Raw genomic sequence first — 25,584 nt, forward strand, 5'->3', positions numbered from 1 at the left:
CGTCCGGCCGGCTGATGCGGTTCTAGGAGCTCCGGATGACGACCGAAATCACCGCGCCGGCCATCAGCCTCGCCACGCTTCTCGACCAGGACCCGGCCTTCCGCCTGCACGAGGGCGGCAAGCTGGAGACGCGCCCGTCGGTGCCGGTGCGCGACGCCAACGACCTGTCGCTCGCGTACACGCCGGGGGTGGCCCGCGTGTGCACGGCCATCGCCGAGCGGCCCGAGCTGGCCGACGACTACACCTGGCGGTCCAACGTGGTCGCCGTGGTCACCGACGGCACCGCCGTGCTCGGGCTCGGCGACATCGGCCCCACCGCGGCCATGCCGGTCATGGAGGGCAAGTCGCTGCTGTTCAAGCAGTTCGGGGGCGTGGACTCGGTGCCCATCTGCCTGGACTGCACCGACGTCGACGCCCTGGTGGAGACGATCGCCCGCATGGCCCCGTCCTTCGGCGGCATCAACCTGGAGGACATCAGCGCCCCGCGCTGCTTCGAGGTGGAGCGCCGGCTCAAGGAGCGGCTGGACATCCCGGTCTTCCACGACGACCAGCACGGCACGGCGATCGTGGTGCTGGCCGCGCTGCGCAACGCGGCGCGGCTGACCGGGCGGCGGCTGTGGGACCTGCGGGCCGTCGTGGCCGGCGCGGGCGCCTCCGGGCTGGCGGTCACGAGCATGCTGCTCAAGGCCGGCATCGCCGAGGTCATCGTGTCCGACAGCAAGGGCGTGATCCACCAGGGCCGTGACGACCTCAACACGTACAAGGCCCTGATCGCGACCTGCACGAACCAGTCGGGCCACACCGGCACGACCGAGGAGGCCATGGCGGGGGCGGACGTCTTCATCGGCCTGTCGGGCTCGACGATCAGCGAACGGGCCATCGCGTCGATGGCGCCGGGCTCCATCGTGTTCGCCCTGTCCAACCCCGAGCCGGAGATCCACCCGGGGATCGCGATGGAGCACGCCGCCGTCGTGGCCACCGGGCGCAGCGACTTCCCCAACCAGATCAACAACGTGCTCGCCTTCCCCGGCGTGTTCAGGGGCGCCCTGTCGGCGCGGGCCGTGGAGATCACCGAGAACATGAAGATGGCCGCGGCGCACGCCCTCTCCAGCGTGATCGAGGAGGAGCTGTCGGCGGAGCGGATCATCCCGGAGCCGTTCGACCCCCGGGTGGTGCCCGCGGTCGCCGCGGCGGTGGCCGACCAGGCCCGCCGTGACGGCGTGGCCCGCCTGCGCGGCCTCTGAGGCGCACCCGCCGGGGCGCCCTGCTCTCCGATCACACCTCGGAGGCCGGACGCGTCCCGGCAGGCCCCCCGTCGGGGGAGGGGTCAGACGTAGTAGCCCTCAACGGGTACGCGCGCCTCGTCGTACAGGGCCGGGCCTTCGGCGGGCGGGTCCACGAAGGCGCTGCCCGGCGGCTTGAGGCCGTTGAGCTGCTCGCCGGACAGCGCGTAGACGACGCGGCCCAGGCCCGAACGGGCGATGGCCCCCGCGCACATCCCGCACGGCTGGCAGCTGGTGTACATCGTGGTCGTGGCCGCGGCGGAGGGGTCGAGCTCGCGGGCGGCCCAGCGGGCCAGCTTCAGCTCCGGGTGCGCGGTGATGTCGTGGTCGGTGAGCGAGCTGTTGCGCTCCTCGACCAGGATCGAGCCGTCCGGGCCCGCCAGCAGCGAGCCGAACGGCGGGTTGCCGTCGGCACGGGCCTCCGCGGCCAGCTCGATGGCGCGGCGCAGGAGTCTCTCTTCGTCGCGGGTCACGCTTGGTCCTCCGATCCTGGGCATCTGGCCACATTTTCCACCGGCCGCGGATGCCCCGGCCGGGCGGGGTCACGTCTCCTGGAGGCGGCGGATCATGGCTTGCTTGGCCGCCGTGAACTCCTCGTCGGTCAGCACCCCGGATCGGTGCAGCTCCCCGAGCTCCCCCAGGCGGCGCAGGACCGCGTCGTGCACGTCGTCGTTCACGGGCGGGGGAGGCGGCGGCAGCTCGGCCTCCCGCGGCAGCCGGGCCAGCACGGCGGCGGCGACCAGGGCGGTGGTCCCGCCGAAGCGCTGGATGCCCCACGACACACAGTGGGGGTCCTTCTGCGGCGGCTGCGCGGGCCCCTCGCCCTTGACGCGGAAGCGCAGCGTGCCGTAGCCCATGCCGGACTGCGGCTTCCACTCCACGCCGGCCACGTCGGACAGCGGGAACTCCTGGGGTCCGGCCTTGTCCTTCTCCGTGCTCGCGAACCCGGTCCACTCCAGCCGCACCCGCTCCCCGTCGAAGAGCGCGGTGCCGTCGCCCGCCGTGGCCGAGACGGGCACGGAGGGCCCGGCCAGGAGGTAGTCGTCGCAGGCGGCGGTGGGCGTCTGGTAGACGAGCAGGGTGTCGCGGACCTCGTCGACGAAGTATTCGGCCGCGCCGGCGCGGCTCTTGGGAACGGCCAGCCGGTAGGGGTCGGCGGGCGGGCCGAGCAGCCCCGCCACCGCGTCGGAGAGCGGGTCGGCCCCTTTGCGCAGCCGCATCCGCACGTGGCCGCCCTTGCGCGACGGCTCGAACGCCATGCTCGCGATCGCCTCCAGCGGCACCACGAGCTCGCCCAGCGTCCTGCGCAGCTCGTGCACGCCCTTGTCGCTTCCGGGGACAATGCGCAGGAACTCGCCGTTGAACGTCCACGAGCCGTCGGCGACGGCGATCTCGGCCATATTCTCAGCCTAGGACACGCGGGGTCGAGAGGAGCGGGATGGAGATCTTCACGAGCTGGTCGTCCTGGGCGCAGGCGGAACGCCCCCTGAGCGAGGCGCTCCCGCCGGGGACCACGGAGTCCCTGCGCGACGCGGTGGCGTTCGCCCGCGCGCAGCACGGGGTGCAGCAGCGGCCCACCGGGCGCCCGTACCTGGAGCATCTGCTCGAGGCGCTGGAGGTGGCCGTGGTCGGCGCCGAGCTGACCGACCGGGACGTGCTCGTGGCGATCGTGCTGCACGACGTGCTGGAGGACACGCCGTGCACCGAGGCGGAGGTCGCGCGGAGGTTCGGCGCCGGCGTGGCCGAGCTCGTACGGTGGGTGACCAAGCCCCGCGGGGTCGCGAAGGCCGACTACCTGAGCACCCTCGTGCAGGCGCCGCTGCACGCGGTGTTCGTGAAGCTGGCCGACCGGGTGAGCAACGTGCAGGAGCTCCAGCGGATGCCGTGGCGGTTCCAGCGGCGCTACTACCTGGAGACCGTGGCCTACATCATGCCGCTGGCCGGTGCCCACCCCTGGTTCGCCAGGTGGTTCGGGGAGTGGCGCACGCGCTGGCATCCCCGCGTGGAGCGGCTCAGCGCCTACTAGCCGCCGATCCTGGCCACGCGGTTGCGCACGCCCTCGAAATGGGCGTGCACGGCGGCCACGGCCGCGGCCCGGTCGCCGGCCAGCACGGCCGTGTAGATGTCGCGATGGCGCCTGACCACGTCGCCCGGCGGCTCGTCGGGCGCGCCCAACTCGTCGCGCAGCTGGTAGTAGACGTCCCAGAACGCCCCCAGGAGCTGGCCCACCAGCGGGTTGCCGAGTGGGCGGTAGAGGAGGTCGTGGAAGAGGCGGTCGGTCTCGGGGGAGACCGGCCCGGCCGGCGCCTCGGCCTCCATCCTGGCGATGACGTCGGCGACCGGCGTCAGGTCGGCCTCGGGGCCCAGCTCGATGAGGCGCTCGACGAGGCCGCTCTCCAGGATCTCGCGGATCTCGACCAGGTTGGCCAGGTGGTTCTTGCCGTTCTGCAGCGTGATGCGGCTGTGGAAGGTCAGCTCGTCCACCAGCCCCGCCAGCGACATCCGGCCCACGAACATGCCGAAGCCGTGGCGGATGTCCACGATGCCGACCGCCTGCAGGGCCTTGAGCGCCTCCCTGATCGAGTTGCGGCTGACCCGCAGCTCCTCCATGAGCTCCGACTCGGTCGGCAGGGGGTCTCCGGCCACCAGCCCACGCCGGACGATCAGGTCCTTGACGCCCTCCTGGGCCTCGACGGCACGGCTCGGCCGCGCCGGACGCGGGACTGTGGTCATGAAAGATCCTTTCATCGTATGTAACATTCCGGAAATCTTCTGTTGACCTCAAGCCGTGGCAGCATCTAGCGTCCACGTTACGGCAAAGATAGGACATGGGATGTCCCACGTGCTACGTCCCAGGAGGAATTCCGTGAGCTCTGAGTTCAGCCGCCGCGACTTCCTGCGTTACAGCGGGGCTACGGGTGCGGCGGCGTTCGTCGCGGCGACGCTCTCCGCGTGTTCCGGCGGCCCGGCCTCGACCGGATCGGTCGGCGCCGGATCCAACAAGGACCTGATCACCGCCGTCATCGGCTACGGCAACGACCAGAGCTGGGATCCGACGCAGACGGCGTCGGCGTTCGCGATGGCGGGGATCAACCACATCTACGAAGGGCTGCTCGACACCGACCCGATCACGCGCGAGCCGTACCCGGCCCTGGCCACCGCCCTGCCCACCGACCTGAACGCGACCTCGTGGAAGTTCACGCTCAGAGACGGCGCCAAGTGGCACGACGGCCAGCCGGTCACCGCTGACGACGTGGTCTTCACCTTCGAGCGGATCCTCGGCCCCGACAACGTCCTGACCGGCAACTTCTTCAAGTCCTGGCTCCAGGAGGTGAAGAAGGTCGATGACAAGAACGTCGAGCTGGTCTTCAAGTTCCCCTTCCCCGACGCCGCGCCCAGGCTGACCATCGCCAAGATCATGCCCAAGCACGTGTTCAGCCAGGCGGGCGCGTGGGACAAGGCCAAGAGCGGCATGACGGTGGGCTCGGGGCCGTACAAGCAGACCGCGCACAACCCCAAGTCCAACACCTCCTTCGAGGCGTTCGACGGCTACAACGGCCCGCGCCCGGCCACGGCCAAGAAGATGAACTGGCTGACGATCGTGGACGCCGCCGCCCGCGTGGCCAAGATCTCCGGCGGCTCGGCCGAGGCGCAGATCGCCGACAACATCCCGTACGCCAACGTCGACCAGCTCAAGCAGCAGGGCCTGACGGTCGAGGGCGGCAAGGGCATGAACCACATGTTCCTGATGTTCAACACGGGCGCCAAGCCCTTCGAGGACGTACGGGTGCGCCAGGCCCTGCACTACGCGATCGACAAGCAGAAGATGATCGACGTGGCGCTCAAGGGCCACGGCACGGCCTCCAGCTCCTTCCTCAACGAGGGCCACCCCGACCACAAGCGGGCCTCGGTCGTCTACGACTACGACCCCGACAAGGCCAAGGCGCTGCTGGCCGAGGCCGGGGTGAAGAACCTCACGATCAACCTCATGGCCGTCAACGTGAGCTGGATCGCGGACTGCCTGCCCACCATCGCCGCCTCCTGGGAGGCCATCGGCATCAAGACCACGCTGGAGCCGCAGGACACGGCCGCGCTGTTCGCCAAGATGGACCAGTTCCAGGACTACCAGGTGGTGGCCGCCGCCTCGAACCCCAACCAGTTCGGCATGGACGCCGACCTGATCCTGCACTACAACTACGTGCCCGGCGGCCTGTGGATGAAGTACAGCCACTGGGACGGCACCGCGGACGCCAAGAAGCTGTTCGCGATGATGGACGAGGCCAGCAAGGAAACCGACAAGGCCAAGCGGACCGAACTTATCCACAAATATCTGGACTTTGTGGCTGAGCAGGCCATCCTCTACCCCGTCGTCCACAACGAGCTGATGACCGCCTGGGACCCGAAGAAGCTGTCCGGCATCCGCGCCCAGCCCTACCCCGGCATCAACCTGCTGCAGGCCAAGAGGACATGACGCTCGTCGCCAGGATGCTGCTCCGGCGGCTCCTCATGCTGATCCCGCTGCTGCTCGGCGTGGTCGCGTTCGTCTTCATCGTGATGCGCTTCTCCAACAGCAAGCCGGAGTACGCGTACTTCCAGGGCGCGAACCCGACCCCCGAGCAGATCCACCAGTTCCAGCTCGAGAACGGCCTGCTGGACCCGCTGCCCCTGCGCTATGTCCGCTTCGTCGCGGACCTGGCCCAGGGCGACATGGGCACCAGCGTGCTCACCAAGAAGCCGGTGCTGGAGTCCGTCACGACCGCGCTGCCGCTGACCCTGCAGCTCACGTTCCTGGGCCTGGCCGTCGCGGTGGTGCTGTCGCTGGTGTTCGGCGTCACCGCGGCGCTGTTCCGCGACCGCTGGCCGGACCAGGTGATCCGCGTGGTGTCGCTGATCGGGGTGGCGGCGCCGCCGTTCTGGCTGGCGCTGCTGATGATCCAGTACCTGGCCGTCGGCGAGGGCCTGTTCCCGACGGGCGGCTACATCAACCCGGCCGACTCCACGGCCGGGTGGCTGCAGTCGATGACGCTGCCCGCCCTGTCGTTGTCGCTGCCGATCGCCGCCCAGCTCACCCGCATCATCCGCACGTCGATGGTGGAGGAGCTGGACCGCGACTACGTGCGCACCGCGATCGGCAGCGGCCTGCCGCCGATCGTGGTCGTCGGCCGCAACGTGCTGCGCAACGCCCTGATCACCCCGCTGACCGTGCTCGGCCTGCGCATCGGCTACCTGATCGGCGGCACCGTGGTCATCGAGACCATCTACGGCCTGCCCGGCATGGGCCAGCTCATGATCAACGCCGTGCGCGACGGCGACCCGGCCGTCGTCCAGGGCGTGGTGCTGACCATCGCGGTCGGCTTCATGGTCGTCAACCTGGTCGTGGACATCCTCTACCTGCTGGTCAACCCCCGCCTCAGGAGCGCCGCATGAGACGTGGACTGACGGAACGGCTCTCCGTGCCGAAAAAGGGGCCGGGCGTGGGCCTGCGCCGCCTCAAGCCCCTGTCGTGGGTGGCGGTCGGCATCGTGGCCGTGGTCGTGCTGGCCGCGCTGCTCGCGCCGTGGATCGCGCCGCACTCGCCGTACTTCCAGGAGGCCACCGGCGGCGGCCCGTCGGCCGCGCACTGGATGGGCCTCGACAGCGCCAACCGCGACATCCTGTCCAGGCTCCTGTACGGGGCCCGCTGGTCGCTGATCATCGGCCTCGGCGCGACCGGGCTCGCCCTGGCGGCCGGGGCGGTCGTCGGCGCGATCGCGGCCACCTCGCGCAGGGCCGTGGACGAGACCATCATGCGCCTGCTCGACGTCGTCATGGCCTTCCCCGGCATCGCGCTGGCGGCCGTGCTGGTGGCGGTGTTCGGCGGCAGCATCCCGGTGCTGGTCATGGCCATGGCCTTCCTCTACATGCCGTCCGTGGCCAGGGTCGTGCGGGCCAACGTGATCGCCCAGTACGGCGAGGACTACGTCGCGGCCGAGCGGATCATCGGGGCGCGCACGCCGTACATCGTCGTCAAGCACGTCGCGATCAACTGCGCCGCGCCGGTCCTCGTCTTCTGCACGGTGATGGTGGCCGACGCGATCGTGTTCGAGGCGTCGCTGTCGTTCATCGGCGCCGGCGTGCGCCCGCCGAACCCCTCCTGGGGCAGCGTCATCGCCGACGGCAAGAACATGGTGCTGCTCGGCGGCTGGTGGGCCACGGTCTTCCCCGGCCTGCTGATCCTGCTGACCGTGCTCGCGCTCAACATCCTCTCGGAGGGCATCTCCGACGCCTGGGCCGCGCCCGCCGCCCGCAGGGCCGTCCCGAAGAAGGACGACGCGTTCGAGCGGGCCAGGCCCGGCTCCGGCGAGATCGTCGAGCTGCCCGGGCTGGCCGAGGCCGCCCGCAGGCTGGCCGAACGCGCCCGCCCGCTCCCGCAGGGGCCGCCGGTCCTCGCGGTGGAACGGCTGCGGATCGGGTTCGCGGACGGTGTGGACATCGTGGACGGCATCGGCTTCGAGGTGCGCCCGGGCGAGGTGCTCGGCCTGGTCGGCGAGTCGGGCTGCGGCAAGTCGCTGACCGCGCTGACCATCATGGGCCTGCAGCCGCGCAACGCCCGGGTCAGCGGCCACGTCCGCTTCGACCAGCGCGAGCTGCTCTCGGAGTCGCGCCGCGCCCGCCGCCGCCTGCTCGGCCACGAGATGGCGATGATCTACCAGGACGCCCTCTCCTCCCTGAACCCGGCCATGACCATCAAGGCCCAGCTCAAGCAGCTCACCCGCCGCGGCGGCCGGCGCACCCCCGCCGAACTGCTCGAACTCGTCGGCCTCGACGCCCGCCGCACCCTGTCCGCCTACCCGCACGAGCTGTCGGGCGGGCAGCGGCAGCGGGTGCTGATCGCGATGGCGCTGTCGCGCGACCCGAAGCTGATCGTCGCCGACGAGCCCACCACCGCGCTCGACGTCACCGTCCAGGCACAGGTCATCGAGCTGCTGCTGAAGCTGCGCGAGGAGCTGGGGTTCGCGCTGATCCTCGTCTCGCACGACCTCGCGCTGGTCGCCGACGTCACCGACCGCGTGGTCGTCATGTACGGCGGCCAGATCGTCGAGACCGGCGCCACGGCGACCCTGGTCGGCGCGCCCGCCCACCACTACGCCCGCGGCCTGCTGGGCTCGGTGCTGTCGCTGGAGTCGGGCGCCGAGCGGCTCACGCAGATCCCCGGCGTGGTGCCCGCCCCGGCCGACTTCCCGGCCGGCTGCCGGTTCGCCGACCGGTGCCCCATGGCCACGGACGTGTGCCGTACCGAGGCTCCGGTGCTGACGGGGGACACCACGCACGCGGTGGCCTGCCATCATCCGGCGCTCGTAGGGAGTGAGCAGCATGCTTGAGCTGAAGGACGTGCACGTCGTGCACAAGGCCCGCTCGGGCGGCCTGTTCTCGCGGGACCGCGTCCACGCGCTGACCGCGGCCGACCTCACGGTGAGCCCCGGCGAGACGGTCGGGGTCGTGGGGGAGTCGGGCTGCGGCAAGTCCACGCTGGCCAGGGTGCTGGTCGGCCTGCAACGGCCCACCCAGGGGACTGTGACCTTCCGCGGCAAGGACCTGTGGGCGCTGAAGGAGGGCGAGCGGCGCGCGCTGATCGGCTCCAGCGTCGGGATGATCTTCCAGGACCCGTCCACGGCGCTCAACCGGCGCCTGCCCGTCAGGCAGGTGCTACGCGACCCGCTCAACGTGCACCGCCGCGGCACCCCCGCCCAGCGCGACGCCCGCGTACGCGAGCTGCTCGACCTGGTGGGCCTGCCCGCCGGCGCCGCCGACGCGCTGCCCAGCCAGCTCTCCGGCGGGCAGCGCCAGCGCGTGGCCGTGGCCAGGGCGCTCGCGCTCGAACCCGACCTGGTCGTGGCCGACGAGCCCACCAGCGCGCTCGACGTGTCGGTCCGCGCCCAGATCCTCAACCTGCTGCTCGACCTGAAGGAACGGCTCGGGCTCGCGCTGGTGTTCGTCTCGCACGACATCCAGACGGTACGCAGGATGAGCGACCGTGTGGTCACCATGTACCTCGGCCGGATCGTCGAGCAGGCGCCCGCGCAGGCCGTGCCGATGGGCGCCCGCCACCCGTACACGCGGGCCCTGTTCTCCGCGACCCCGGGCCTGATCTCGCCCATCAACCCGATCCCTCTCGTGGGCGTGGTGCCCTCCGCCACCAGGCCGCCGAGCGGCTGCCCGTTCCGCACCCGGTGCTGGCGGGCAGACCACCTCTGTGCCGAGGACTGGCCCGCGGCGCGGACCGAAGGCGACCACCTCTTCCACTGCCACCACCCGGTGGCCGCGGGAGCCACCGACGTTGAGCTGATTCAGGAGCGCGTATGACTTTGACCGGTGTCATTCCTCCGGTTTGCACCCCTTTGACCCCTGACTACGAGGTGGACGCCGCCTCGCTGGTCCGGCTGGTCGACCACCTGCTGGAAGGGGGTGTGGACGCGCTGTTCGTGCTGGGGTCGTCGTCGGAGGTGGCGTACCTGACGGACGCGCAGCGGCGGGTGGTGCTGGACACCGTGGTCGGCCACGTGGGCGGGCAGGTGCCGGTGCTGGCCGGCGTGATCGACATGACGACGCCACGCGTGCTCGAACACGTGCGGGTCGCGGCCGAGGCGGGGGTGTCGGCGCTGGTGGCGACCGCGCCGTTCTACACGCGTACCCATCCGGACGAGATCCGCACCCACTTCCGGACCGTCGCCGCGCGGGGCGGGCTGCCGGTCTACGCGTACGACCTGCCGGTTTCCGTGCACACCAAGCTGAGCGCCGAGCTGCTGCTCGGGCTGGCCGCCGAGGGCGCGCTGGCCGGAGTGAAGGACTCCAGCGGCGACGACGGCGGCCTGCGCCAGGTCATCCTGGGCCGCGAGGCGCCCTTCAGCGTGCTCACCGGGTCCGAGGTGACCGTGGACTCGGCGCTGTGGATGGGCGCGGACGGCGTGGTGCCCGGGCTGGGCAACGTGGATCCGCAGGGATACGTCGAGCTCTACCGGTGCGCCTCCCGGGGCGACTGGCAGGCGGCAAGAGCGGAGCAGGAGCGCCTGGTCAGGCTGTTCGAGATAGTCCGTGTAGGCGGCTCACGCATGGGCGGCAGCTCGTCGGGCCTCGGAGCCTTCAAAGCCGCGCTTCACCTACGCGGTGTCATCGATTGCCCGATCACCGCGCTCCCGCAGGTTCCGCTCAATGACGACGAGGTCGGCCGGATCGGCAAGCTCCTGGCTGCCGCCGGGCTGCTCTGAACTATGCCGTGCCGGCCAGTTGGGCCACGTCGTCCGCGCCGTCCTCGATCAACTTCGAGGCCAGGTTGGACAGGGCCCGCCCAGCGGCCAGCTCGTCCCCGATCCCGGGCACCGGCCGGTCGGTGGGATTGCGTCGGGCGTGCGCCACGCTCTCGTGACGTTTGCCGTCCGCGGTGAACAGCACCGCCGTGGCCGTGGTCACGGCGTCCTCGTCGTCCTCACTGATCCAGATCTGGATGTTCCACTGTTTGTACTCCATGGAGGACCACCTCCCTACCTTCGAGGGTCTCTCTTTAGAGCCCAAAGGTAAAGGTCAGGGTGCCTGATCACCTGTTCACGCCGTCGGCGGGCCGCCGCAGCAGGCTCAGGTCGGCCCGCCGCGGAAGGCTTTCCCAGTCGCCCTGGGAGGTCACCGCGAACGCCCCCGCCGCGCAGGCCGTGCTGAGCCGCTCGGCGGGCTCCGCCCCGGCCAGCCAGTCCGCCAGCCAGCCGGCCGCGAACGCGTCCCCGGCTCCCACGGAGTCCACCTCCGTCACCCGGTACGGCTCCGCCCGCCACACGACGCCCTCCGACAGCTCCATCGCGCCCTTCGCGCCGAACTTCACCAGCACGTGCCGCGGACCGAGCGCCGCCAGCGCCTTGGCCAGCTCGTCGGGGCCGTCCACGTCGGCGATCAGCCGGCCCTCGGCCTCGGTCGCGAACAGCACGTCCACGTCTCCGACCGTCTCCCGCAGCCACGCCCCGGCCTCCTCGGGCGTCCAGAGCGCCCTGCGGAAGTTGACGTCCAGGGAGACGAGCACGCCGGCGGCCCGGGCCTCGACGATGGCGTGCCGTACGGCCTCGCGGGCGGACTCCGAGAGCGCGGGCGTGATCGCGGAGACGTGCAGCACCCTGGCCGACCTGATGAGCTCGGGGTCGAGGTCGGCGGCGCTCAGCCGCGAGCCGGCGCTGCCCTTGCGGTAGTAACGCACGTCGATGAGGTCGGCCGTGCGCCTGCCCTTGATCATCAGCCCGGTCGGCGCGCCTGGATCGGGGATGGCCCGCACGTCCACGCCCTCGCCCGCCAGCGTGGCGCGGATGAGGTCGCCGAACTCGTCGGCGCCGACCTTGCCGACCCACGTCACGCTGTGCCCGAGCCGGGCCACGCCGATGGCGACGTTCGACTCGGCGCCGCCGAGGCCGAGGTCGAAGTCGCGGGCGAAGCGCAGCGGCCCGGTACGGCGAGCGGCGAACAGCGCCATGGTCTCGCCGAAGGTCACAAGGTCGGTCACCGGTTTGTGCATGGCTGCAGCCTAGTGTCCGGGCATGGAAGGCCCGTCGGAGACGGAGATTTCGTGTTTGTCGCCCGGGGCCAGGAACTCCAGTAGCCTCCGCGCCTCCTCCTCGACCTCCTCCAACACCGGGATCCGCGTCCACTGATGGATGGTGAGCGTGGAGGTGCCCTTGGCGCGGGCGACCGTCCAGTCCCCGGCGGTGAAGCCGTCCACCAGGATGATGCGCGGCACGACGTTCGTGCCCATGAAGCCCTGGAGGGCGGCCAGTCCGGTGTCGTCGATGGCCCGGGAGCGGTCGGCGTAGGACAGGAACAGGTTGTCGAAGTCGTACATCAGCCGCACCGGCGCCGGGGTGTCCTCGCCGGGCCGTACGGCGTCGGGCAGGTCGTACAGGGTGCGGCCGGACTCGTCCCTGAAGCGGACCAGGTCGAGCGAGTCCACCACCTCGCCCAGCCGCGTCAGCCCCGACCATGTCTGCACGTCCATCACCGAGGCCGGTCCGAACGCCGCGAGATAGCGCCGCACCAGCTCGGCCGGAGTCATCGGCGGCACCTCGAAGCCCAGCCAGGACTCGGCGCTCGTGTGCGCGATGGGCCCGCTCTTGCCCCACAGGCCCCGGGGCGGCACCTGCACGAGCGGCACCAGCCACCGCACGCCCTGGCCGAGCGCGTGCGGATCGTTCGACGGCCACCGCTCGGCCAGTTTCCGGCCCAGCTCGGCGAACGTCATGGGCCGCTCCTCCAGCAGCGCCCGCCCGACCGCCTCCAACTCGTCCAGGTCGACCCCTTGCAACCGCTTGCCGAACGTCGACTTGGTCATGCGCCCGATGGCGGGCTGCAGCAGCGGCCGGATGGCCAGGCAGTCGCGGGCGGAGACGAGGTGGATCGTGCCGCGCTGCAGCGCGATGCGTACGAGCTCGCGCGAGAGCAGCAGGTCGGCGGCGTCGGCGGGTTTGAAGCCCTCCACCCGGTTCCACAGGCCCGCGTACCAGGTGTGCGGGGTCTGCGCCTGGAGCCCGCCGAGGCGCTCCACGACCTCGGCCACGGAGTTGTCGGTGCGGCGCAGCAGGTGCTGGCGGTCGAGCGTGGCCCGGTTGAGCGCCCTGCGGCTGATGAGGGGATCCATGAGGTCAAAGGTAGGGGCTGACGAGGTCAATTCCAGTCCTCAATCGCGATTGATCGAATGAAATCGAAACGATCAATTCGAAAGGCATAGGATCGATGGTATGTCCGTCGAGCAGCGCCACAGGCTCATCCTCCGCCAGGTCCGCGACCGCGGCTCGGCCCGGGTGGCCGACCTGGCCGAGGCGCTGGGCGTCTCCGCCGTCACCCTGCGCAGGGACGTCGAGCAGCTGGCCGCCCAGGGCCTGCTCACCAGGGTGCACGGCGGCGTCACACTGCCCGCCGAGGCCCCGGCCCCGCGGGCCGGCGGGCTGACCATCGGCATGCTGGTCCCGACCGCGCACTACTACTACCCGGCCGTGATCAAGGGCGCCCAGGAGCAGGCGGCCAGGGCGGGGGCGCGCCTCGTGCTCGGCATCTCCCGCTACGAGGACGCCGAGGACCGAGCCCAGGTGCGCCAGCTTGTCAGGGGCGGCATAGACGGCCTGCTGCTCACCCCGAGCAGGCAGCCCGACGACTCCCACGTGGAGTGGCTGGCCGGGCTGAGCGTCCCGGCCGTGCTGGTGGAGCGCCGGGCCGAGCCGGCGGGCCCGGCCGCCACGCTCGACGCGGTCGCCTCCGACCACGCCCACGGCGCCTACCTCGCCGTGCGCCACCTGGCCGAGCTGGGCCACCGGGGGCTCGCGCTGGTCGCCTGCCCCAGCCCGACCATGCCGGGGATCCGGGCGGGCCTGCTGGCGGGCGCCTCGGCGCTGGGCCTGGACACCCCCGCGGAGATTGTCATCGAGCGCGACCGCACCGACGAGCTCGTGGCGGGCGTGCTGCGCCTGGTGCGCGACCGGGGCGTGACAGGCCTGCTCGTGCACAACGACGAGGACGCGCTCACGCTGGTCAGGCACCTGGTCGCGGCGGGCGTGGACATCCCGGGTGAGGTGTCGCTGGTCGCCTACGACGACGAGGTGGCCGCGTTCTCCTCGCCCTCGCTCACCGCCGTGGCGCCGCCCAAGGAGGAGGTCGGGCGCTGCGCGGTCGAGCTGCTGGTCGCCCGCCTGACCGCGGGCGCCACCCCGGTCGGCCGCCACGTGGCGCTGCTGCCCGAGCTCAGGCCCCGGGAGTCGTCCGCACCCCCTTCGTTATGATCGATTCGATCGTATTGATTGCGGGGAGAGCGATATGAGCGAATCACGGCCGAAGACGCTGCTGGCCATGGGGCGACCGGTGGCGGCCCGGCTCCTCACCGGCGAGGTGCGCGACCGCCTGGTCGGCATCGCCGACGTGGACCCCGACCTGGTGGCCGAGGACTTCGCCGATCCGGCCGTGGCCGAGGCGCTGGCCGGCGCCGAGGTGCTCTACACGAGCTGGTGGTGCCCGCCCATCACCGGGGACGTGCTGGCCGGGGCGCCCAGGCTGCGCGCGATCGTGCACGCCGCGGGCACCGTGAAGCACCACGTCACCGAGGCGTGCTGGGAGCGCGGCATCGTGGTGTCCTCCGCCGCGGCGGCCAACGCCGAGCCGGTCGCGGAGTTCACGCTGGCCTCGATCCTGTTCGCCAACAAGCGCGTGCTCGACATCGCCGCGCTCTACCGCGAGCAGCGTGCGCGGATCGACGCGGACAGCCGCTTCCCCGGGTTCGGCAACTACCGGCGCACGGTCGGCATCGTCGGGGCCTCCAGGATCGGCCGCCGGGTGATCGAGCTGCTGCGGCCGTTCGAGCTCGACGTGCTCGTCGCGGACCCGTACCTGACGGAGGATCTGGGTGTGCCGCACGTCGGGCTGGACGAGCTGATCGAGCGGAGCGACGTGGTCAGCCTGCACGCGCCCTCGCTCCCGGAGACCAGGCACCTCATCGACGCGGCCCGTCTCGCCCGCATGCGCGACGGCGCCACGCTGATCAACACGGCCAGGGGCGCGCTCGTCGACCAGGACGCGCTCGTCGCCGAGCTGGCCGGCGGGCGGCTGTACGCGGTGATCGACGTGACCGAGCCCGACCCGCTGCCCGCCGACTCGCCGCTCTTCGACCTCCCGAACGTCCTGCTCACCCCGCACATCGCCGGTTCGCTCGGCGGCGAGCTGTCCCGCCTCGCCCACCAGGCGCTCGACGAGCTGTCCAGGTACGCCCAGGGCCTGCCCTTCCGGTACGGCGTCGAAGCGGAGTCGCTGGCGACAAGCGCGTAATGCCCGTACTGCCGGGGTCCGATGGCGCGGGCAGCGGGTCGGCCCTACGCTGCTCTGCATGCACAAACGGGTGATCGACGGCCGCTTCGAGCTCACGGAGCGGCTCGGTGGCGGGGGCATGGGCCTGGTGTGGCGGGCCTGGGACGTGGCCCTGCACCGCGAGGTCGCGCTCAAGGAAGTACGCCCGCCCGACCCCTCCATGGACGAGCACGACCCGGCGGGCGCCCGCGAGCTGCGTGCCAGGGTGCTGCGCGAGGCCCGCGCCCTGGCCCGGCTGAACCACCCGCACGTGGCCACCATCCACCACATCGTCGACCCAGGCGAGCAGGGCTACCCGTGGATCGTCATGGAGCTGGTCACGGGCGGCTCGCTCCAGGACCGCATCCAGCGCGGGCCCATGGCGCCGCAGGAGGTGGCGCGCCTGGGCCGGGAGGTCCTGTCCGCGCTGCGCGCCGCGCACGCCGTCGGCATCCAGCACCGCGACGTCAAGCCCGCCAACGTCCTGTTACGCGAGGACGGCCGGTCGGTGCTCACCGACTTCGGCATCGCGGCGGTACGCGAGTCCACGAGCCTGACGGCCACCGGGTCGTTCATCGGCTCGCCCGAGTACATGGCGCCCGAGCGCATCAACGGCGTCGAGGGCGACCCGGCCTCCGACTTCTGGTCGCTCGGCATGATGCTGTACGTGGCGGTGGAGGGGCGCCACCCGCTGCGCAGGAGCACAACGCTGGCGACCCTGGCCGCCGTGCTCAACCAGGAAGTGCCGCCGCCGGAGCGCGCCGGGGCGCTCGCCCCCGTGCTGAGCGCGTTGCTCAGGCGCGAGCCGGCGGCCCGCCCCGACGCCGAGACCCTCGACCGCATGCTGGCCTCGGCGGCCGACCCCGGCGCGCCGCCGCCCCCGATGCCCGCCGCGCCCGCCCCACCGATGCCCGGCCCGCACGCCCAGGGCCCCGCGATGGGTCCCGCGATGGGCCCGGGCCCCGCGATGGGTCACGCGACGGGGCCCGCGACGCCCGGGCCGCACGCCGCCCACACGGTGCCGCCCATGGCCGGTCACACAGGACCGCCCGTTGCCGGGCACTCCGGGCACACCATGCCGCCCGGGTACGGGCACGCGCCGCAGCAGCCCCCGTGGGGTCCGGCGCCCATCCCGAAGGCGACCACCGTGCACTCGCGCCGCCGCGGCGGCGGCCGCACCGTGGGCATCGTGACGTCGGCCGTCGCGGTCACGGTGGCGGGCGTGCTGGTGTGGCAGGTGCTCCCCTCCCTGTCGAGGAGCACCACGAAGACCGACCCGTCGGTGCAGTCCACCTCGGAGGAGGTCACCGATCCCGAGTACCCGAGCGCCAGCACGCCTACCACGCCTGACACGCCTGCCACGCCCGGCAACCTGCACACCCCTTCGGGAATGCGGGCACTGATCGCCAAGATCAAGACCGAGCTCGGCGGCACCAAGGTCGTCAGGATGACGGTGTACCCCACGTACGCCTCGATCGAGGCGCCGGTCAAGGACAACAAGGCGCTCTACGACACGTACTTCTACCGTGACGGCGCGATCACCAAGTCGAGCGCCGGCGGGAAGATGAAGGGCACCCCTTTCGTGGACCTGCAGAAGTACAACTGGGACGCTCTCCCCGCCCTGCTGAAGAAGGCGAACAAGGACCTTGGTGTCGCCAAGCCGACCTCGCGTTACCTGATCGTGGACCCCGACTACGTGTTCACCAACCCCCGCCAGGTGCTGCTCGTCTACGCGTCCGACGACTACGGCTCGGGCTACCTGGTCGCCAACCTCCAGGGCAAGGTGGTCAGGACCTACCCGAGCGACTAGCGTCAGCAGATCTTCTGATATCCGCTCTCCGGGATCAGCCGGGTCCACTCCGCCCTGCTCAGCGACCCGCCCGCCTTGGTGCACACCTCCTGTGCCGCCAGCGAGGGATCGACCGGGCTCTCGCGTACGGTGCCGTCGAGCCCGACGCCCCGCAGCCGCTTGCCGTCCTGGGTGAAGGCCGGTCCGGCGGCCCACGAGCCTGCCTGGCCGACCTCCCGCATCGTGCTCGCGTCCCAGAGCGAGGTGCGGGCGGCGTCGATGGCCAGCAGGTCGCCGCCGGGGGAGAAGCGGAGCTCGTCCACCGGGGCCGTCCCCGTCTGGATGGTGCCCCGCGGCTTCCCCTTGCGTAGGTCCCAGAGGAGCACGTGCCCGCCCTCCAGCCCGAACGCCAGCGTGCGCCCGTCGGGGGAGAAGGCGAGCGCGGTCGGCGCGGGCGGGTCCTCGCCGGCGTCGGCGGACCGGTCGAGGTCCAGCGGGGTGATCGCGCCGGTGCGCAGGTCGAGGAGCTTGGCGCCGGCGGCCAGCGTCGAGCCGTCGGGGCTGAAGGCCATCGCCAGGTCGCCCGCGCCCTCGTACGCCTTGATGCGCCGCCCCTTGCGCACGTCCCACGTCTCCAGGGTCCTGCCGCGCGCGGTGGCCAGCGTGTCACCGGCGGGGGAGAGGGCCACGGCGAGCACGTCGCCGCCCGCGTCGATGGCGGCGACCCGGCGGCTGCTGGTCACCTCCCACACGGTCACCGGGTCGCCCGCGACGGCGAGCAGCCGGCCGTCGGCGTCGAAGGCCAGGTCGCCGGCGGCGGCGATGCGGCCGAGCCGCTTTCGCTCCACGGTGTCGGTGAGCTCGATGGAGTCGCCGACCTCCTTGGCGGCGACCCGGCCGTTGCCGGAGAAGGCGGCGGAGGGGGCGTCCTCGGACGGCACGGGCAGCCCCGAGACGTCGAGCGAGACGACGGAGCCGGTGCCGCTCAGGTAGCGCAGCGAGTGGCCGTCGGTGGAGAAGGCCAGGCCGCGCTCGGGGTTCCTGAGGGGGTAGGCGCCCGCGAGGCGGCGTTCGGCGACGTTCCAGACCCGGACCTCGCCGTCACCGGGCAGGGCGAGCAGGCGTCCGTCGGGGCTGAAGGCGGGCGGGTCGGCCGAGGTGTGCCCCAGGGAATCGGCTCCGACCACCTCGACGGCGCGCACCGACTCTCGGGCAGTGCGCCCGTCCGCCCGGAACATCTCGGGTGTTCCGGACGCCGCGGGGTTCGGCGTGGTCGCCCGCTTGGGGGCGACGGGGCTCGGAGGCCTGGCCGCCACGAGCGTGATGCCGTCGCGCCCGGCCACCGCCAGCGTCGCCCCGTCGGGGCTGAACGCCAGGGCGGGCGCCGCCGCGTCCGCGCCGGTGGGCGGCTGGACCGAGACGGTGCCGGTCCTGGTCCGCCCTTCCAGCTCCCACAGCTCGACCCGCCCGCTCAGGCTGGAGAAGGCGGCCCTGGTCCCGTCGGCGGAGAGTGCCACCTGGCGGTCGGCGACGTCGAACAGCAGCCGCCCGCCCCGGTAGACCCTGGTCCTGTTGCCCTGGCCGATCGCGTAGGTGACCGGCTCTAAGGGCGCGCGCCCCGTGGCCACCTCGAACGGCCGGCCGTCGGCTCCCTCCGCGAACCTCCCGTCGTCGCTCAGCACGCTCCCCGGCGGCAGCGGGTACGAGGCGAGCCGCCGCCCGCCGGCCAGGTCCCAGACGGCGACCGTACCGGTGCCCCATTTGACCAGTTGGTCGCCGCGCAGCAGGTAGCGGGCCCGCAGGTCGGCGGCGGGGTCGGTGAACACCCCCAGCTCCGGCTGCACCAGCGAGGCCTGCAATGCCGCCCGCGCCTCGAACACCGGCGACAGCTTCCAGGCCGCCACGCTCAGCCGCATCGCCGTACGCGGATCGGAGGACCGCAGCGCCTCCGCCCTGGCGGCCACGGCCCGCGCGTTGGCCTCGACGAGCTGCCCGCGCAGCTGGTTCTGCCCGTGCACGGACACCACGGACAGCGTCACGGCGATGGCCAGCACGGCGCCCAGCGCCGCCAGCGCGGGCGCGAGCAGCCTCCTGCGCTGCTTGGACAGGGCGACGCTGTCGTTGACGAAGTCGCGTTCGAGCTGGTTGAGGCGCAGATGACGGCGCTTGGTCGCGGCCCAGGCGAGCGCCGTGTCGAGCGCCTGGCCGCGGAAGAGGTGGCTTCTGCCGCGCCGGTGCTCCGACCAGTTCCTGGCGGCGTCGCGGATCTCCCGGTGCACCTGCATGCTCTCGCGCTCGTCCTCGACCCACGCGCGCAGCCGGGGCCAGGCCCGGTAGAGGGCCGCGCTGGCGGGGGCCACCCGCTGGTCGCTGACCGCGACGAGCTTACCCACGGGCGTCTCGGTCGGCGCCACGCGCACGCTGCGCCGTACCAGGAGACCCGCCTCCATGAGCGGGCCGAGCACGTCGCCCTCGTCGTGCGGGCTGTCGCCGTCGAGCAGGCGCAGCAGCAGCCCCGGCACCTCCGCCTGCTGCCGCGGCGTGAGCGCGAGGTACGCCTCCTCGGCCACCTCGCCCAGCGAGCGCGGACCCGCGTGCCCCTCGGGCGGCCGCACGGCGGCCCGGCTCTCGATACGCAGCTCCCGCGCGGCGGGCCGGTCGGAGGGATCCTTGGCCAGGGCGCGCCCGACCAGCTCGCGCAGCGGCTCCGGCAGCGCGCCGAGGTCGGGGTCGACGGTCAGCAGCCGGTGCATGACCCCGCCCAGGCTCGTCCCGCTGAACGGGTCGTCCCCGGTGGCCGCGAACAGCACCACGGCGCCCCACGCGAACACGTCGGCCGCCGCCCCCGAGTCCCGCCCGGTCAGCACCTCGGGTGCCGTGTACGTGTAGGTGCCGCCGGCCGGCACCCCCAGCTCGATCACCTTGGGCCCGTCGGCGGCCAGCAGCACGCTCTCCGGATTGAGCCCCCGGTGCGTCAGACCCGCCTCGTGCAGCGCGCTCAGCGCGGACGCCAGCGCTCCGGCCAGCGCGACCAGCTCGTCGCCCGCGTACGGCCCGTGCAGCTCGACCGCGCGCCGCAGGTCAGGCCCGTCCACGTATTCGCTCACCACGTACGGCACGCCCTCGTCGTCGCCGACGGCGACCACCTCCGCCAGATGGGGGCAGGTGACCCGCTCGAACCGGCGACCGACCTCGCCACGCGGCACCGTCACCGCGAAGCGGCGCCCCTCGTCGTCGTAGGCGTCGTAAACCACGCCGCGCCCGCCCGCGCCGAGTCTGGCCGCCAGCCAAAAGCCGCCAAGCCTCTCGGGGTCACCGGGCACCAAGCGCATCGTCACTGATGCTTAGATGCACGCCACTGCCCAATGGTTGTCCCAAAGACGCCACAGGTCCCCCGCGCGCCTCGGGGGACCCATGCGTCATGATCATTATGCCAGGCTTCCGGATCTTGCCGGCCATTCGTGCCGGAGCACCGACATGAGCACCGCGTCGTGCCACTCGCCGTCCCACAGCAGGGCGTCGCGTTCGACGCCCTCCTCGACGAAGCCGACCTTCTTGTACACGTGCCGCGCCCGCTCGTTGAAGGCGTAGACGCCCAGCCTGATGCGGTGCAGCGGCGTCGTGGCGAAGGCGTGGTCGAGGACCAGCTCGATGGCCTCGGTGCCGTAACCCTTGCCGAAGGCGCGCTCGCCGATGAGCGCAATGCGGAGGTTGCAGGCGAGGTTGTGCGGGTCGAGCTCGTTGAGCACGATCTCGCCGACGTATTCGCCGGCGGCCGTGATAGCCAGGTCGAGCCGGTCGGCGTGGTCCTTCCTGGTGGCGTACCACTGGCGGGCGGCTTCGCGGTCGATCTCGCCGTGCGAGCCCGTCAGGCGGCCCACCTCGGGGTCGGAGACCAGCTCGAAGAGGCCGTCGACATGCTCGGGGCCGACCGGGCACAGGGTCACGCGGTCACCCGTCAGGGTGGGCTTCTCGGCGAACATCCCCTTTGGCTATCAGTGCCGATCGCCCTCGGGCAAACCCATTTCCCGCAGCGTGGCGTCCCGTACCTGTTCGGGGGTCAGCACGCCGACGTCGCACCTCAGGTCCGCGACCTCCCGGAAGAACGGTTCGCGGCGGGCACGCATGGCGGCGGGGCCGAAGTCGGGGCGGTGGCTGCTCGACTTCATCCGCTGCGCCAGCACCTCGTCGGAGGCGTCCACCCAGACCACGAACGCCTTGGCCAGCGCCTCGCGCACCTCGGGGAACTCGACCGTGCTGGCCGCCGCCGCGATGACCTCCGGCTCGCCGGCCAACTGGTGCAGCACGTGGTCGGCCTCGTAGCGGTGCAGGGCGTCCGCGCCCTCGCGCTCGGCGATCTGCGCGGCGGTGCCGCCGTAGCGCTCCTTGAGGAACGGGTCGCTGTCGCTGAACGGCAGCCCGAGCGCCTGCGCGATCAACCGGCCGGCGCTCGACTTGCCCGAGCCCATAAGCCCGACCAGTACGACTGGTTTGTTTTTCGACATGTGGATAGAGGTTCCTTCGTGTCAAGGAGGTAAATCTGATGACCATCGCCGGAAGCATCATCCTCATCATGCTCGGCGCGATCCTCACCTGGGCCGTCGAGTTCGACCTCGCCGGTCTCGACATCAACGTAGTGGGGGTCATCCTCATGCTCGGCGGCCTGGTCGGACTCCTGTTCGGCATCTACAGGATCAGCGTCACCCGCAGGGCGGTCGGACCCATCGACGAGCCGGTTCACCGTCACGAGGTCTACGAGGAGCCTGAGGCCCGCAGGACCACCGTGTACGAGGAGCGCCGCCGCTACGACGAACCACCGCTGTAGGAGGTGCATCGACATGCCAGCTGTTGAAGAGCTGCCGTCGACCATCAAACGTTCGCCGAAGAAGGCACAGAACACGTGGATCAAGGCGCACGACAACGCCGTTAAGGAGTACGGCGAGGGCCGGCGCGCCCACATGACCGCCTTCGCCGCGCTGAAGCACTCTTTCGAGAAGGTAGGCGACCACTGGGAGCCGAAGCCGAAGAAGGGACCTTCCGACGAGAGGGCGGCGATGACCCGGCCGGGGAAGGCCACCGAGATGGCCCGGGCCGGGAAGGCCGCGGTGACCCGGACCGCCAAGGCCGCGATGACGCGGACCACCAGGACGGCCGCCAAGACGGCCGAGGGCGTCAACGCCAACGCCACCAAGGAGCACCTGCAGAAGCTGGCCGCCAAGCTGGACGTGCGCGGCCGGTCGAAGATGACCAAGCAGGAGCTGGTGAACGCCATCAAGAAGGCGAACAGGAAACTGACGGCGAAGGCCCGGACCCGCTGACGGGAGGCGTCCCGCTCAGGGGTCCGCGCCAAAAGGGAGGGCCGGGGGCATGGTGCCCGTCGGCCCTCACTCATGTCCGGCACTCATGTCCGGCAGATCCGTCACAGGAGCCGCTTGACCGCCTCGGCGATCGCGTGGCGGTCGATGCCGGCGTCGGCCAGTTGCTCCTCGGGCGTCGCGGACCCGGGCAGGCCCGTCACGGCCAGCTTCACCACCCGCGGCCCCAGCTCGCTCACCGCGTCCATCACCGCGTCGCCGAGCCCGCCCTCCAGCCGGTGGTCCTCCACCGTGATCAGGTTGCCCGTGGTGGTGGCCGCCTCGACCAGCACGGCCGTGTCGACCGGCTTGACCGAGTACAGGTCGATCACCCCCACCGGGATCCCGGCCTCCCGCAATTCGTCGGCCGCGGCCAGCGCCTCGTGCACGGTCACGCCCGCGGTCACGACCGTGGCGCGGTCGTCGGGCGAGTGCCGCAGCACCCGCGACCCGCCCACGGGGAACCGCTCGTCCGGCGGGTAGATGACCGGCGTCTCCCCCCGCGTGGTGCGCAGGTAGGACACGCCTTCGACATCCGCCAGCTCGGCCGTCAGCGCCGCCGCCTGGTTGGCGTCGCACGGGTAGAGCACGGTGCTGCCGTGGACGGCCCGCAGCATCGCCAGGTCCTCCAGGCCCATCTGGGAGGGCCCGTCCTCGCCGATCGCCACCCCCGCGTGCGACCCCACGAGCCGGATCGACGCCCTGCTCACGCCGGCCATCCTGATGAAGTCGTACGCCCTGGTCAGGAACGCCGCGAACGTGGCCGCGTACGGCTTCCACCCGCGCACCTGCAGGCCGACGGCGGCGGCCACGAGCTGCTGCTCGGCGATGTACATCTCGAAGAACCGCTCGGGGAACTCCTTCCCGAACGCCTCCGTCTTCGTCGAGTCCGCCACCTCGCCGTCCAGCGCGACGACGTCCCCGCGCGCCGCGCCGAGCGCCGCCAGCGCCTCCCCGAACGCCGTCCGCGTGGCCGCCTTGTCGCCCACCTCGTACGCGGGCAGGCTCATCGGCCTGGTCTCGAACCGGTACGGCGCCGCCGGGGCCTCGGGCTTGTGCACCTCGACCCGCAGATCCCGCCGGCCGCCCAGCTCCTCGACGGCCCTGTCCGGCTCCTTGAGCGGCTTGCCATGGGCGCCTTCGCGGTTCTCGACCTCCAGGGCCCCCTCGCCCTTGCGCGTCTTGGCCAGGATCACCGTCGGCCGCCGGCGCGTGTTGCGGGCGTCGCTGAGCGCGTAGTCGATCTGTCCGGGATCGTGCCCGTCGATCTCGATCGTGTGCCACCCGAACGCCCCGAACCTGCGCGCGTAGGCCCCCGTGTCCCATCCGTGCCGGGTGGGCCCGCGCTGGCCGAGGCGGTTCACGTCCACGATCGCGGTCAGGTTGGCCAGCCCCTCGCAGCCCGCGTGCTCGGCCGCCTCCCAGATGGACCCCTCGGCGAGCTCGCTGTCCCCGCAGAGCACCCACACCCGGTACGGCATCCGCTCCAGCCGCCCGGCCATGGCCACGCCGACCCCGACCGGCAACCCCTGGCCGAGGGACCCGGTGGCCACGTCCACCCACGGCAGACGCGGAGTCGGATGCCCCTCCAACCGGCTGCCCCGCCGGCGGAACGTCAGGAGCTCCTTGTCGTCGACGACCCCCGCCGCCTTGAAGAGCGCATAGAGCAGGGGGGACGCGTGTCCCTTCGAGAAGATCAAGTGGTCGTTGGCGGGGTTGTCCGGGTTCTCGAAGTCGTAGTGCAGGTGACACGCGAAGAGCACGGCCATCAGATCGGCCGCCGACATCGACGAGGTCGGATGGCCGGACCCGGCCTCCGCGGCCGCCCGCACGGAGTCGACCCGCAGCTGCGCGGCCAGCTCGGTCAGGTACTGAAGATCGCGCTCAGGCATCATGGCCTCCTCGGAAGCGGTTTCTCGCCGCCTACCCCTCCAGGCCCGCTTAAGTCAGGTCGGTCAGGGGGACGGGGACGGGGTTCGACTCATCGCCCGCGCAGGCGCAGGGCGGCCCACGCGGCGGCCGCGCCTCCGGCCAGCGCGAGGAGGACCGGACCGCGGCGCTGCGACAGCCAGAGCTGGGGGCTGTGGGCGTGGGAACGCGCGTCGAACGAGCCGTGGGCGCCGTAGTCCACGTCCTCGTCCGCCGGCTCCCACAGGTTGGCGACGCCGTCGGCGGGCTTCTCGTCCGTCTGCTGGGACCGGGCGCCGGTCCTGGCCAGGTAGCGGTCCACCAGCGCCGGTGCCACGCGCTGGGCCAGGAGGGTGGCGACCGTGCTGGCGCCCACCCAGTACTCCTTGCGCTCCGGGTGCTCGGCCGCGTACACGATGGCCCTGGCGGCCACCTCCGGCTGGTAGATCGGGGGGACCGGCTGCGGGTGGCGCCGCAGCTTGGACAGCACCCAGTCGAACTGGGGGGTGTTGAGCGCGGGCAGTTGCACCATGGTGATGTCGATGCCGCTGCGGTCGGCCAGCAGCTCCGTGCGGACCGACTCCGTGAACCCCTTGACCGCGTGCTTGGCGCCGCAGTACGCCGACTGCAGCGGGATGCCGCGCTGCGAAAGCGCCGAGCCGGTCTGGACGATCACGCCCGCGTTGCGCGGGCGCATGAGGTCCAGGGCCACCTTCGTGCCCCAGACGTAGCCCAGGTACGTCACCGCGGTGGTGCGGGCGTACTCATCTGGGGAGATGTCAGTGAATCTGGCGAAGACGGAGGAGAAGGCGGTGTTGATCCAGACGGAAATGGGCCCCATCTCCGCCTCTATGCGCTCGGCCGCCCTCCTCACCTGGTCGTAGTCGGCCATGTCGGCCTCGAATACCTGGCCGGTGCCTCCTTCCACACCCACGTCCACGGCGGCGGCGCCCAGCCCGGTCGTGCCCCGGGCGATGAGCGCCACCTTCGCACCCTGGTGCCCGAGCTGCCGGACGACCGCTCGCCCGACCCCGCCACTGGCACCCGTCACCACCACTACGCGCCCTTCAAGTGGTGTCATGTCGTGATCAGCCCGCCTCTCCGTCCTGTCGCAGCTTCTGGCGTCGCACGGCCAGGGTGATGTCGACCACCGTGATCAGGCCCACCACGAGCGCGATGCCCGTCATGACGGGCGCCCCGACGATGATCCCGAGCACCGCGAACGCGAACATGAACACCAGCAAGAACGACCCGATCCTGATGTGCGCCACGTCGCGGGGCGTCGCGGGCACCATGGGATGCCCCTTGGTGTCCCGCTCCTCGTGCCACTTTCCGTTGTCAGGCATGTCCCTGTAATCAGACATGCCGCCCACCTGCCCGTTCTGTTTGGCCCTTAACGTCCGGGGTAGCCGCCGTC

24 protein-coding genes are annotated in these 25,584 nt (G+C 71.8%); 12 read left to right on the forward strand and 12 right to left on the reverse strand.

The features are described 5' to 3' along the window. The first annotated feature begins 35 nt into the window (after positions 1 to 35). Positions 36 to 1,244, forward strand: coding sequence for an NADP-dependent malic enzyme (locus tag ACIBI9_RS42190; RefSeq protein ID WP_397231142.1), 1,209 nt, complete (start codon positions 36 to 38; stop codon positions 1,242 to 1,244). Positions 1,245 to 1,327: 83 nt separating this feature from the next. Here ACIBI9_RS42190 and ACIBI9_RS42195 read toward each other — a convergent pair whose 3' ends face one another. Together ACIBI9_RS42195 and ACIBI9_RS42200 are read right to left on the reverse strand one after the other, a co-directional pair. Continuing rightward, complete coding sequence (locus tag ACIBI9_RS42195; protein ID WP_397231144.1) at positions 1,328 to 1,756, reverse strand: nucleoside deaminase; 429 nt, start codon at positions 1,754 to 1,756, stop codon at positions 1,328 to 1,330. Positions 1,757 to 1,825: 69 nt separating this feature from the next. Beyond that, complete coding sequence (locus ACIBI9_RS42200) at positions 1,826 to 2,683, reverse strand: DUF4429 domain-containing protein (RefSeq protein WP_397231146.1); 858 nt, start codon at positions 2,681 to 2,683, stop codon at positions 1,826 to 1,828. A gap of 38 nt (positions 2,684 to 2,721) precedes the next feature. Between ACIBI9_RS42200 and ACIBI9_RS42205 the strand changes: the two genes are divergently transcribed. After that, positions 2,722 to 3,309 (forward strand): HD domain-containing protein, encoded by a 588-nt coding sequence (locus ACIBI9_RS42205; protein ID WP_397231148.1) that lies wholly within the window; start codon positions 2,722 to 2,724, stop codon positions 3,307 to 3,309. Here ACIBI9_RS42205 and ACIBI9_RS42210 read toward each other — a convergent pair. Beyond that, a complete protein-coding gene (locus tag ACIBI9_RS42210) occupies positions 3,306 to 4,016 on the reverse strand; it encodes a FadR/GntR family transcriptional regulator (protein WP_397231149.1) in 711 nt (236 codons plus the stop codon). The two genes, ACIBI9_RS42205 and ACIBI9_RS42210, sit on opposite strands and share 4 nt — an antisense overlap. Before the next feature lie 133 nt (positions 4,017 to 4,149). On the opposite strand from ACIBI9_RS42210, the gene ACIBI9_RS42215 reads away from it, so the two are divergent. Genes ACIBI9_RS42215 through ACIBI9_RS42235 form a run of 5 tightly spaced genes read left to right on the forward strand, consistent with a single transcriptional unit; the run spans position 4,150 to position 10,528 of the window. Next, the gene (locus ACIBI9_RS42215) at positions 4,150 to 5,754 is read left to right on the forward strand and encodes an ABC transporter substrate-binding protein (protein WP_397231151.1); all 1,605 of its coding nucleotides are present in this window, start codon (positions 4,150 to 4,152) and stop codon (positions 5,752 to 5,754) included. Next, positions 5,751 to 6,710 (forward strand): ABC transporter permease, encoded by a 960-nt coding sequence (locus tag ACIBI9_RS42220; RefSeq protein ID WP_397231153.1) that lies wholly within the window; start codon positions 5,751 to 5,753, stop codon positions 6,708 to 6,710. Before ACIBI9_RS42215 ends, ACIBI9_RS42220 begins: the two co-directional genes overlap by 4 nt. Next, positions 6,707 to 8,644, forward strand: a complete 1,938-nt coding sequence (locus tag ACIBI9_RS42225) for a dipeptide/oligopeptide/nickel ABC transporter permease/ATP-binding protein (protein WP_397231155.1) — start codon at positions 6,707 to 6,709, stop codon at positions 8,642 to 8,644. The genes ACIBI9_RS42220 and ACIBI9_RS42225 overlap by 4 nt, the downstream gene beginning before the upstream one ends. After that, positions 8,637 to 9,626, forward strand: coding sequence for an oligopeptide/dipeptide ABC transporter ATP-binding protein (locus ACIBI9_RS42230; protein WP_397231157.1), 990 nt, complete (start codon positions 8,637 to 8,639; stop codon positions 9,624 to 9,626). Before ACIBI9_RS42225 ends, ACIBI9_RS42230 begins: the two co-directional genes overlap by 8 nt. Next, positions 9,623 to 10,528: a dihydrodipicolinate synthase family protein gene (locus ACIBI9_RS42235; RefSeq protein WP_397231159.1), complete on the forward strand. Its 906-nt coding sequence runs from the start codon at positions 9,623 to 9,625 to the stop codon at positions 10,526 to 10,528. Before ACIBI9_RS42230 ends, ACIBI9_RS42235 begins: the two co-directional genes overlap by 4 nt. Before the next feature lies 1 nt (position 10,529). Here the strand turns inward: ACIBI9_RS42235 and ACIBI9_RS42240 are convergent, their stop codons facing one another. The 3 genes from ACIBI9_RS42240 to ACIBI9_RS42250 form a co-directional block, all read right to left on the reverse strand. Beyond that, positions 10,530 to 10,787, reverse strand: a complete 258-nt coding sequence (locus ACIBI9_RS42240) for a DUF1876 domain-containing protein (protein ID WP_185067965.1) — start codon at positions 10,785 to 10,787, stop codon at positions 10,530 to 10,532. A 67-nt stretch (positions 10,788 to 10,854) separates the two neighbouring features. Then, a complete protein-coding gene (locus ACIBI9_RS42245) occupies positions 10,855 to 11,811 on the reverse strand; it encodes a sugar kinase (RefSeq protein ID WP_397231160.1) in 957 nt (318 codons plus the stop codon). A gap of 9 nt (positions 11,812 to 11,820) precedes the next feature. Next, positions 11,821 to 12,927 (reverse strand): winged helix DNA-binding domain-containing protein, encoded by a 1,107-nt coding sequence (locus ACIBI9_RS42250; RefSeq protein WP_397231161.1) that lies wholly within the window; start codon positions 12,925 to 12,927, stop codon positions 11,821 to 11,823. A 100-nt stretch (positions 12,928 to 13,027) separates the two neighbouring features. Here ACIBI9_RS42250 and ACIBI9_RS42255 point away from each other — a divergent pair, with 100 nt between their 5' ends. Genes ACIBI9_RS42255 through ACIBI9_RS42265 form a run of 3 tightly spaced genes read left to right on the forward strand, consistent with a single transcriptional unit; the run spans position 13,028 to position 16,926 of the window. Then, positions 13,028 to 14,062 (forward strand): LacI family DNA-binding transcriptional regulator, encoded by a 1,035-nt coding sequence (locus tag ACIBI9_RS42255; protein WP_397231162.1) that lies wholly within the window; start codon positions 13,028 to 13,030, stop codon positions 14,060 to 14,062. Positions 14,063 to 14,096: 34 nt separating this feature from the next. Then, positions 14,097 to 15,098, forward strand: coding sequence for a hydroxyacid dehydrogenase (locus tag ACIBI9_RS42260; protein ID WP_397231164.1), 1,002 nt, complete (start codon positions 14,097 to 14,099; stop codon positions 15,096 to 15,098). A gap of 58 nt (positions 15,099 to 15,156) precedes the next feature. Then, on the forward strand, positions 15,157 to 16,926 hold the full coding sequence (locus ACIBI9_RS42265) for a serine/threonine-protein kinase (protein WP_397231166.1): 1,770 nt from the start codon (positions 15,157 to 15,159) through the stop codon (positions 16,924 to 16,926). 2 nt (positions 16,927 to 16,928) lie between these two features. On the opposite strand, the gene ACIBI9_RS42270 is transcribed toward ACIBI9_RS42265, so the two are convergent. From ACIBI9_RS42270 to ACIBI9_RS42280, 3 genes are all read right to left on the reverse strand, one after another. Continuing rightward, positions 16,929 to 20,228 carry a protein kinase gene (locus ACIBI9_RS42270; protein WP_397231168.1) on the reverse strand — a complete coding sequence of 1,100 codons (3,300 nt, stop codon included), beginning with the start codon at positions 20,226 to 20,228 and terminating at the stop codon, positions 16,929 to 16,931. A 105-nt stretch (positions 20,229 to 20,333) separates the two neighbouring features. After that, positions 20,334 to 20,888, reverse strand: a complete 555-nt coding sequence (locus tag ACIBI9_RS42275; RefSeq protein WP_394504169.1) for a GNAT family N-acetyltransferase — start codon at positions 20,886 to 20,888, stop codon at positions 20,334 to 20,336. A 12-nt stretch (positions 20,889 to 20,900) separates the two neighbouring features. Continuing rightward, positions 20,901 to 21,410, reverse strand: a complete 510-nt coding sequence (locus tag ACIBI9_RS42280) for a shikimate kinase (protein ID WP_397231170.1) — start codon at positions 21,408 to 21,410, stop codon at positions 20,901 to 20,903. A gap of 38 nt (positions 21,411 to 21,448) precedes the next feature. On the opposite strand from ACIBI9_RS42280, the gene ACIBI9_RS42285 reads away from it, so the two are divergent. After that, positions 21,449 to 21,730, forward strand: coding sequence for a hypothetical protein (locus ACIBI9_RS42285; protein WP_192787484.1), 282 nt, complete (start codon positions 21,449 to 21,451; stop codon positions 21,728 to 21,730). Between the two features lie 13 nt (positions 21,731 to 21,743). Next, positions 21,744 to 22,223 carry a ChaB family protein gene (locus ACIBI9_RS42290; RefSeq protein WP_397231172.1) on the forward strand — a complete coding sequence of 160 codons (480 nt, stop codon included), beginning with the start codon at positions 21,744 to 21,746 and terminating at the stop codon, positions 22,221 to 22,223. Between the two features lie 101 nt (positions 22,224 to 22,324). Here ACIBI9_RS42290 and ACIBI9_RS42295 read toward each other — a convergent pair whose 3' ends face one another. From ACIBI9_RS42295 to ACIBI9_RS42305, 3 genes are all read right to left on the reverse strand, one after another. Continuing rightward, positions 22,325 to 24,154 carry a transketolase gene (locus ACIBI9_RS42295; RefSeq protein WP_397231174.1) on the reverse strand — a complete coding sequence of 610 codons (1,830 nt, stop codon included), beginning with the start codon at positions 24,152 to 24,154 and terminating at the stop codon, positions 22,325 to 22,327. Positions 24,155 to 24,240: 86 nt separating this feature from the next. After that, the gene (locus tag ACIBI9_RS42300) at positions 24,241 to 25,248 is read right to left on the reverse strand and encodes an SDR family oxidoreductase (protein ID WP_397231176.1); all 1,008 of its coding nucleotides are present in this window, start codon (positions 25,246 to 25,248) and stop codon (positions 24,241 to 24,243) included. Between the two features lie 7 nt (positions 25,249 to 25,255). After that, complete coding sequence (locus tag ACIBI9_RS42305) at positions 25,256 to 25,531, reverse strand: hypothetical protein (protein ID WP_397231178.1); 276 nt, start codon at positions 25,529 to 25,531, stop codon at positions 25,256 to 25,258. Positions 25,532 to 25,584 lie beyond the last annotated feature (53 nt).

The organism is Nonomuraea sp. NPDC050451 (genome assembly GCF_044458585.1).

Excerpts from the sequence above, each read along its gene's own strand:
- ACIBI9_RS42305 (WP_397231178.1), bottom strand. The coding sequence starts at position 25,531 with ATGTCTGATTACAGGGACATGCCTGACAACGGAAAGTGGCACGAGGAG.
- ACIBI9_RS42300 (WP_397231176.1), bottom strand. The coding sequence starts at position 25,248 with ATGACACCACTTGAAGGGCGCGTAGTGGTGGTGACGGGTGCCAGTGGC.
- ACIBI9_RS42255 (WP_397231162.1), top strand. The coding sequence starts at position 13,028 with ATGTCCGTCGAGCAGCGCCACAGGCTCATCCTCCGCCAGGTCCGCGAC.
- ACIBI9_RS42260 (WP_397231164.1), top strand. The coding sequence starts at position 14,097 with ATGAGCGAATCACGGCCGAAGACGCTGCTGGCCATGGGGCGACCGGTG.
- ACIBI9_RS42235 (WP_397231159.1), top strand. The coding sequence starts at position 9,623 with ATGACTTTGACCGGTGTCATTCCTCCGGTTTGCACCCCTTTGACCCCT.
- ACIBI9_RS42200 (WP_397231146.1), bottom strand. The coding sequence starts at position 2,683 with ATGGCCGAGATCGCCGTCGCCGACGGCTCGTGGACGTTCAACGGCGAG.
- ACIBI9_RS42290 (WP_397231172.1), top strand. The coding sequence starts at position 21,744 with ATGCCAGCTGTTGAAGAGCTGCCGTCGACCATCAAACGTTCGCCGAAG.
- ACIBI9_RS42240 (WP_185067965.1), bottom strand. The coding sequence starts at position 10,787 with ATGGAGTACAAACAGTGGAACATCCAGATCTGGATCAGTGAGGACGAC.
- ACIBI9_RS42225 (WP_397231155.1), top strand. The coding sequence starts at position 6,707 with ATGAGACGTGGACTGACGGAACGGCTCTCCGTGCCGAAAAAGGGGCCG.
- ACIBI9_RS42230 (WP_397231157.1), top strand. The coding sequence starts at position 8,637 with ATGCTTGAGCTGAAGGACGTGCACGTCGTGCACAAGGCCCGCTCGGGC.
- ACIBI9_RS42190 (WP_397231142.1), top strand. The coding sequence starts at position 36 with ATGACGACCGAAATCACCGCGCCGGCCATCAGCCTCGCCACGCTTCTC.
- ACIBI9_RS42285 (WP_192787484.1), top strand. The coding sequence starts at position 21,449 with ATGACCATCGCCGGAAGCATCATCCTCATCATGCTCGGCGCGATCCTC.
- ACIBI9_RS42245 (WP_397231160.1), bottom strand. The coding sequence starts at position 11,811 with ATGCACAAACCGGTGACCGACCTTGTGACCTTCGGCGAGACCATGGCG.
- ACIBI9_RS42295 (WP_397231174.1), bottom strand. The coding sequence starts at position 24,154 with ATGATGCCTGAGCGCGATCTTCAGTACCTGACCGAGCTGGCCGCGCAG.
- ACIBI9_RS42205 (WP_397231148.1), top strand. The coding sequence starts at position 2,722 with ATGGAGATCTTCACGAGCTGGTCGTCCTGGGCGCAGGCGGAACGCCCC.
- ACIBI9_RS42280 (WP_397231170.1), bottom strand. The coding sequence starts at position 21,410 with ATGTCGAAAAACAAACCAGTCGTACTGGTCGGGCTTATGGGCTCGGGC.
- ACIBI9_RS42250 (WP_397231161.1), bottom strand. The coding sequence starts at position 12,927 with ATGGATCCCCTCATCAGCCGCAGGGCGCTCAACCGGGCCACGCTCGAC.
- ACIBI9_RS42210 (WP_397231149.1), bottom strand. The coding sequence starts at position 4,016 with ATGACCACAGTCCCGCGTCCGGCGCGGCCGAGCCGTGCCGTCGAGGCC.
- ACIBI9_RS42220 (WP_397231153.1), top strand. The coding sequence starts at position 5,751 with ATGACGCTCGTCGCCAGGATGCTGCTCCGGCGGCTCCTCATGCTGATC.
- ACIBI9_RS42275 (WP_394504169.1), bottom strand. The coding sequence starts at position 20,888 with ATGTTCGCCGAGAAGCCCACCCTGACGGGTGACCGCGTGACCCTGTGC.
- ACIBI9_RS42265 (WP_397231166.1), top strand. The coding sequence starts at position 15,157 with ATGCACAAACGGGTGATCGACGGCCGCTTCGAGCTCACGGAGCGGCTC.